Source organism: Streptomyces sp. ADMS, assembly GCF_033441795.1.
Classification (GTDB): domain Bacteria; phylum Actinomycetota; class Actinomycetes; order Streptomycetales; family Streptomycetaceae; genus Streptomyces.
On record NZ_JAVFVX010000022.1, the window covers coordinates 82179 to 89334 of the forward strand.

General features: G+C 69.1%; 8 protein-coding genes. 6 read left to right on the forward strand and 2 right to left on the reverse strand.

The window, feature by feature from the left end; genetic code table 11:
- The first annotated feature begins 5 nt into the window (after window positions 1–5).
- Complete coding sequence (locus RB628_RS12895) at window positions 6–1115, forward strand: aldose epimerase family protein (RefSeq protein WP_318320509.1); 1110 nt, start codon at window positions 6–8, stop codon at window positions 1113–1115.
- 207 nt (window positions 1116–1322) lie between these two features.
- Complete coding sequence (locus RB628_RS12900) at window positions 1323–3011, forward strand: histidinol-phosphate transaminase (RefSeq protein WP_318320510.1); 1689 nt, start codon at window positions 1323–1325, stop codon at window positions 3009–3011.
- A gap of 40 nt (window positions 3012–3051) precedes the next feature.
- On the opposite strand, the gene RB628_RS12905 is transcribed toward RB628_RS12900, so the two are convergent.
- Complete coding sequence (locus tag RB628_RS12905) at window positions 3052–3225, reverse strand: hypothetical protein (RefSeq protein WP_318320511.1); 174 nt, start codon at window positions 3223–3225, stop codon at window positions 3052–3054.
- A 68-nt stretch (window positions 3226–3293) separates the two neighbouring features.
- Window positions 3294–3779, reverse strand: a complete 486-nt coding sequence (locus tag RB628_RS12910) for an ATP-binding protein (RefSeq protein WP_318320512.1) — start codon at window positions 3777–3779, stop codon at window positions 3294–3296.
- Window positions 3780–3938: 159 nt separating this feature from the next.
- Here RB628_RS12910 and RB628_RS12915 point away from each other — a divergent pair, with 159 nt between their 5' ends.
- From RB628_RS12915 to RB628_RS12930, 4 genes are all read left to right on the forward strand, one after another.
- On the forward strand, window positions 3939–4778 hold the full coding sequence (locus RB628_RS12915) for a helix-turn-helix transcriptional regulator (protein ID WP_318320513.1): 840 nt from the start codon (window positions 3939–3941) through the stop codon (window positions 4776–4778).
- A complete protein-coding gene (locus RB628_RS12920; protein WP_318320514.1) occupies window positions 4775–5020 on the forward strand; it encodes a DUF397 domain-containing protein in 246 nt (81 codons plus the stop codon). Before RB628_RS12915 ends, RB628_RS12920 begins: the two co-directional genes overlap by 4 nt.
- Before the next feature lie 276 nt (window positions 5021–5296).
- The gene (locus RB628_RS12925) at window positions 5297–6307 is read left to right on the forward strand and encodes a hypothetical protein (RefSeq protein WP_318320515.1); all 1011 of its coding nucleotides are present in this window, start codon (window positions 5297–5299) and stop codon (window positions 6305–6307) included.
- Window positions 6308–6319: 12 nt separating this feature from the next.
- Complete coding sequence (locus tag RB628_RS12930) at window positions 6320–7090, forward strand: intradiol ring-cleavage dioxygenase (RefSeq protein WP_318320516.1); 771 nt, start codon at window positions 6320–6322, stop codon at window positions 7088–7090.
- The last annotated feature ends 66 nt before the right edge of the window (window positions 7091–7156 follow it).

Genomic DNA, 7156 nt, shown 5'->3' on the forward strand with positions numbered 1-7156 from the left:
GAGTCATGGGTCCCGCGGGAAACCGGTCCGCGGGGCCCTTCGGCTTTCCCCATGGAGGCAGGAACCCCGTGAAGGAACTCTTCGGCAAACTCGCCGACGGTACGGAGATCCACCGCTGGTCGCTGGAGAACGGCGGCACCCGGCTGAAGGTCCTGTCGTACGGCGGGATCGTGCAGTCCCTGGAGATCCCGGACCGGCACGGCACGTACCGGAACGTGTCGCTGGGCTTCGGCACCATCGAGGACTACGTCGCCTCCAGCCCCTACTTCGGCGCCCTGATCGGCCGGTACGGCAACCGCATCGGCGAGGGCCGGTTCACGCTGGACGGCACCTCGTACCAGCTGTCCGTCAACGACGGCGAGAACAGCCTGCACGGCGGCAGCGAGGGCTTCGACAAGGCCGTGTGGGACATCGAGCCGTTCGAGCAGGGCTCCGATGTCGGCCTGTACCTCCGACACACCAGCGCCGACGGCGAGATGGGCTTCCCCGGCACCCTCACCACGAAGGTCACCTACACACTCACCGAGCACGGCGACTGGCGCATCGACTACGAGGCCACCACCGACAGGGCGACCGTCGTCAACCTCACCAGCCACGTCTACTGGAACCTGGCCGGCGAGGGCAGCGGCTCGGTCCACGGCCACGAGCTGGAGATCGCCGCCGCCCGCTACACCCCCGTCGGCCCCGGCCTGATCCCCACCGGCGAACCGGCCGAGGTCGCGGGCACCCCCTTCGACTTCCGCGCGGCCAGGACGGTCGGCGCGGAACTCCGGGTCGCCGACCAGCAGCTGCTGTACGCCAAGGGGTTCGACCACAACTGGGTGCTCGACAAGGGTGTCACCGCGGAGCCGGAGCACATCGCCACCCTCAAGGACCCGTCGTCCGGGCGCACGCTGAGGATCGCGACCACCGAGCCGGGCCTCCAGTTCTACTCGGGCAACTTCCTCGACGGCACCCTCGTCGGCACCGGCGGCGCGATCCACCGCCAGGGCGACGCACTGTGCCTGGAGACCCAGCACCACCCGGACTCACCGAACCGGCCGGACTTCCCGTCCACGGTGCTGCGTCCGGGCGAGACCTACCGATCCACGACAATCCACTCGTTCAAGGCGTAGACACCGATACCGGTGTTTGCCGACGGTTGCCGATGGTGACCGCGATGATCGGCTTCACAGGAGTTTCACAATTTTCCATCGAAACCACAGCGGTTGAACAGCGCCTCACAGCCGTCCGTATCTAGGAGCGGCCCGTGCTCCCCCGCGCGGGCCACCCAGAGTCGGGGGCCCGTCCTCCCCAACGGGTCCGCCACATACGGAGGTTCCATGGCCGACAACGTCACCTCGCTCTTTCGCAGCACGGCGGCGCACAGCCCCTCGATGGCTGCGCTCGCGCGAGAGAGCGACGGGACCGGCCCGGTCGACTTCTGCATCCCGTGCAACCCGTACTTCCCCACCCCGGCCATGATGGACACCATGTCGGCGCGGCTGCGGGACATCATCACGTACTACCCGAGCAGCGCCGACACGATCACCGCCGAACTGTGCAATCTGCTCCAACTGCCTCCGCAGGCCGTGGCGATGGGCAACGGCTCGACCGAACTGATCACGTGGATCGACCACTTGCTGGTCCGTGAATCCCTCGCGGTCCCCGTCCCCACCTTCGGCCGCTGGACCGACCAGCCCATGGAGACCGGCAAGCGGGTCGACATGTTCCCGCTCCAGGAGTCGAGCGGCTTCAGCCTGGACCTCGCCCAGTACGCCGAGTTCATCCGGGCGCGCGGCACCCGTGTCGCCGTCATCTGCAACCCGAACAACCCCGACGGCGGCTTCCTGCACAAGCACGCGCTCGTGCAGTTCATGGACGCGATGGCCGACCTCGACCTGATCATCATCGACGAGTCGTTCCTGGAGTTCGCCGACGCGGAGGCGGAACCCAGCGTCGTGCAGGAGGCGATGATCCGCCCGAACGTCATCGTCCTGCGCAGCCTCGGCAAGAACTTCGGTCTGCACGGCATCCGCTTCGGGTACATGGTCGCCAACCCGTCGCTCGCGGGCCGCGTCCGCTCGATGCTGCCGAAGTGGAACCTCAACGCCTTCGCCGAGTACGTGGTGTTCATGCTCAAGGAGCACGGCCAGGAGTACATGTCCAGCCTCCACCAGGTGCGCCGTGACCGCCTCGACATGGCGAGCCAGCTCTCCTCCCTGCCCGGCCTGACGGTCTACCCGTCGCAGGGCAACTTCCTCTTCGTGCGCCTTCCCGTCGGCGCCGAGGGCACCGTGGTCCGGGACCGGCTGCTCACCGAGCACCGCATCCTGGTCCGCGAGTGCGGCAACAAGATCGGCTCGTCCAGTCGCTTCCTGCGCCTCGTGGTACGCCCCCAGGTGGACGTGCGTCGCCTGGTGTCCGGCCTGGAACAGGTGCTCTACGGGACCAGGAGGGGAGCCGCCGTACCCGAGTTGGGTACAGGGACCAACTACAGCTCGGGTACGGCGGCGGTGGACCGGTTGGTCAGTGCCACCAACGGGGGCGGTATGCCGGGCCTAGCCGCTCAGGCCCTCGGTACCGGTATGCCGGGGCTCGCAGCCGCCGCGGCAGCCGGTACCGGCATGCCGACCCCGATGCCGTCCCAGATGCCGATGCCCGCCGCCATGCAGTCCAGCGGCTCCGGGATGCAGATGCCGGCGGCGATGACCGCACACAGCTACGGCGGATCGGGCGCACAGAGCTACGGCGGCCAGGGCATGCAGATGCAGATGCCCGTGCAGCCGCAGCCTCAACCGGTCCCCCAGCCGCAGATGCAGCCGCAACAGCCCATGGGCCAGCAGCAGCCCATGGGCCAGCAGCCGACGGGGCAACAGCAGCCCACCCCGTCCGGCGTCCCGGCCCGCAACGGCCTCACGGCCGCCCAGGTCCGGGGCACCACCGGCCCGGGCCTGGCCCCGGCCCCGGCGACGGGCTGGCCCGCCGCCCAGAGCTGGCCGAACGCGGCGGGCATGGGCCAGGTGGGATGATCGCTCGCCCTGGGCCCGGTTCCGGGGCCCAGGGCCGAGGTCAGTGGTCGTGCTCCAGGTGGAGTCTGAGCAGATCGACGCCGTAGTCGCCCCCGTTGGGGGTGCGGACGATGGCGTGGATGCGCTGCTGGGTGGGCGTGCCGCCGGGCCCGCCCATGCCGCCTCCGCCCCCGCTCGATGACTCGTTGCCGCAGGCGAGGGGCGACTGGGCCACGTCACTCCAGCTCCCCGCCGATACGGATGGATTACCATCCTCCAGTCGACGGCGAGAATGATCCACCCCTACGCCCGCCCCATCCCAGGCTGCCTCACCAGCGACCACCACCCCGGTACGTCCACCTCTGCCCGGACCGTCTTCCCCGGTGACTCCCGGTCCAGCACCTCCCACCGGTCCGCCACCGCATCGACGATGACCAGCCCGCGTCCGGACTCCGCCAGGGGCAACGGAGACCGTACGTCTCTCGGGCCCGGCGGGCGCGAGCCGCTACGGCTGTCGGTGACCTCGACGCGCACGCTGCCCGTGACCAGCCCGAGCCGCAGCTCGAAGTCCCGGCCGGGAACGCGTCCGTGGGTCACGGCGTTCGCGGCCAGTTCGGCGACGATCACCGCGACCGCCTCGGAGACGTCCGAGCCGTACGGGATGCCCCAGGCGTGCAGCTGGCCCACGGCGAGGTGCCGGGCGAGGCGGGCGCCACGCGGGGTGGCACTGAGGCGCTGCGTGAACATACGTACGGTGACCGGGTGTTGAGGGGCTGAAGGTGCGCTCATGGGCCCAATGTGCCGGGCGGGAGCAGCGCTTCACCAGGTGGGAGCCGTGTACGCCGGGGCAGCGTACGCGGTTACGGGCTGGACAGTACCCGTCACTGCACGTGACCATGAGCGGATCGGGTGTGTGCGGCGGGGCAAGTGCGCGAGAGGTGGCCGACGATGACTGAGGACACGCAGGGGAAGCCGGGCGGCGAGCCGGAGTCCTCGGACAGCATGCGGACGTTCGGGGCGGTGGTCCAGGCCTTGCGCGAGCACGAGGGGATGAGCAGGCAGGAGCTGGGACTGGCGGTGCGGTTCTCCAAACACACGGTGGCGTCTGTGGAGTTGGGGAGGCGGATGCCGGATCAGGAGTTCGTGGATCGGGCTGATGAGGTGCTGGGCAACACGGGGGCGCTGAGGAAGGCGGTGGAGTATCTGAACCGGCAGCCGGGGTTGGCGGCGTGGTTCCGGCGGTGGGCCCAACTGGAGGCGAAGGCGATCTCCCTGTACACCTACGAGTGCCGCATGCTTCCAGGCCTGTTGCAAACGGAGGCGTACGCACGGCAGTTGTTCGTCGACGAGTTGCCGCCGCTGACCGACGAGGAGATCGAGGCCAACTGGATCGCACGCGCCAAGCGTCAGGAGTTGCTCCGGGCGCGTCCGAACACCGCCTTCGGCTTCATCCTGGAGGAACACCTGTTCCGTCGTTGCACGGGCGGATTGGACGTCACACGGGACGTCATCGATCACGTACTGCGGATCGCGCAGTGGCGGAACGTGGAGATCCAAGTCATGCCGCAGGTATGCAAGTCGCACGCCGGGCTGCACGGACCCTTGCAGCTTCTCGAAACGCCGGAGAACAAGTGGTACGCCTACACCGAGGCCCCGGAGTCCGGCCAGCTCATCTCCGACGTCAAAGTGATCAGCGTGCTCCAGCAGCGGTATGCCAGGATGCGTGCACAGGCTCTCACGCTTGAAGACTCCGTGAGCCTGCTGGAGCGGATGCGAGGAGAACTATGAGCACCGGTGGACTGACCTGGTTCAAGTCGAGCTACAGCAGCAGCGGCTCCGGCGACTGCGTCGAAGTCGCCCTTTCCTGGCGCAAGTCCACGTACAGCAGCGGCAGCGAAGGTGACTGCGTCGAGGTCGCCACCTGCCCCGGCACCGTCCACATCCGTGACTCCAAGAACAAGACCGGCCCCCAGCTCGCCCTCTCCCCCACCACCTGGGCCGGCTTCGTCGCGTACGCCGTCACGGTCTGAGACCGCCTCGCCCCCTCCCACCCGAGCCCTGCCGAGGAAAGCCCTGCTCGTACCGCCGATGAGCGGTGGGCCGGGTGGCAGGGGCCGGGCGGGCCGGAGTTCGGCGTGCTACGCCGGGCCGGCCCCGAGTGCGGGCACCGCGCCCGCCCGTGGACTGCGCCCAGGTGCCGCTGGGACCTGACCGCCCGTTTCTGTGACCGTCCAGCAACCTGGGAATCGAACGCAATCCGGGTCCGCCGCGTCCCAGTCACGACAGCATCAGCCCCGGGGGGCCCCATGCGTACGCACAACACCCGCACCGCGACCCGACTCACCCTCGCGCTCGCGCTCACCACCGCCCTGTTCGCGGCCGGTTGCGGCAGCGAGAAGGCGCAGGACAGCACCGTCTCGAAGCCCGCCACCAAGAAGAGCCCCGCACCGTCGGGAGGCCGCGCCCGGCAGGTCGCCGACGCCTGGGACGGTTCCGAGGCCGCCGAGGTGTGGCGCAGCGGCTACCACCCCCTGGGCGACACCGCGCCGCCGCCCGAGGGCGGCTGGCACAGCAACGACGACAGAACGGCTCACCTGCTGGAGAACTACGTACTGCGTGGCAAGCTCCCCACCACCGCGCCCGAGAAGGGGCAGGTGAAGTGGGAGGGCGGACAATCGCTGACCCTCCCCCTGATGGACGCGCGGCAGACGTACACCGCCCTGGCCCGCGTCGACAGCCCCACGGACCCCCAACTCACCATCACCGGGGCCAGGTTGGGTGAGATGACAATCGTCACCGGTCGCGGCCCGGCGACCGTGCCGACCTGGCTGTTCACGCTGGAGGGGTACGACGAGCCGCTCAGGCGCGTCGCCTTCGAACCGTCGAAGCTCCCGAAGTCTCCGATCGAGAGGGCCACGGGGGGCCGGACGACGCGTGCCGGACTCAGCCAGCTGGGCAGGGTGGTCGGGGCGTCCGAGGACGGCCGCTCCGTCACCGTCGTGGCGTACCACGGGTCCTGTGACGACGGCCCCGTCGTGGACGTGCTGGAGACGGACGGCAGCGTGGTGCTGTCGGCGTCGGTCGCCGGAGGCAGCACGGGCGAGATCTGCGACGCCGTACTGCTCGGCGAGAAGGTCACCGTGAAGCTCGACCGCCCTCTGGACGGCCGCGTCCTCCTGGACGCGTTCATGGGCCGGCCGTTGCCGCACAAAAAGTATAAGTTGCAACAACATCCTTGTCTTGCAAGAGACTTGACGCATCATCACTTTGCCGAATCCCTAGCCTTTCGACAGCGCATCAACAGGAATGCCCACTAGTTTGCCGTGTCCATGACAGAGATTTCGGAAACGCCCCCCACTGCGATCGGACGCCGCACCGTTCTGATCGCGACCGGTGCCACCGCCGCCACCCTGGCCGTGGCCGCCGCCGTGCCCGAATCCCCCGCCCCCACCGCCGACACGACCGCTCCCGTCGCCGCCGCCGCGGTCTGCACCCTCACGAAGGAGATGACCGAAGGCCCCTACTACCTCGACGGCCAGTACGTCCGCGCCGACATCCGCGAGGACAAGACAGGTATCCCGCTCAAGCTCACCCTCACCGTCGTCGACGACGACACCTGCGCGCCCCTCGGCAACGCGCTCGTGGAGATCTGGCACTGCGACGCCCTCGGCGAGTATTCCGGCTTCGTCGGCAACAACGGCCACAGTGAACCGGACAACGGCACCTTCCTGCGCGGCGGTGTACTGACGAACTCCGGCGGCGTCGCCAGCATCACCACCGTGTACCCAGGCTGGTACCGGGGCCGCTGCGTCCACATCCACCTCAAGGTGCACACGAACGTCACGCTCACGTCCGACGGCTCGTTCACGGGCGGCCAGGAACTCCACACCGGCCAGCTGTTCTTCGACGAGACGATCACCACGAGGGTCGCGGCACTCGCGACGTACGCGGCCAACACGGTCCCCCGCACCACCCTCGCCCAGGACTCCATCTACGACGAGGGCGGCGCCGCCTCCGGTCTCCTCACCCTTACCGCGCTGGGGAGTTCGACCTCGGCGGGATACGCGGGGACGCTGACCGTAGGGATCGAGACGAGCTGATCCCGGTGTAACCCACTGCCGCGGGGTGCGGACACGGCCGGCCGTGTCCGCACCCCGCGGCAGTGG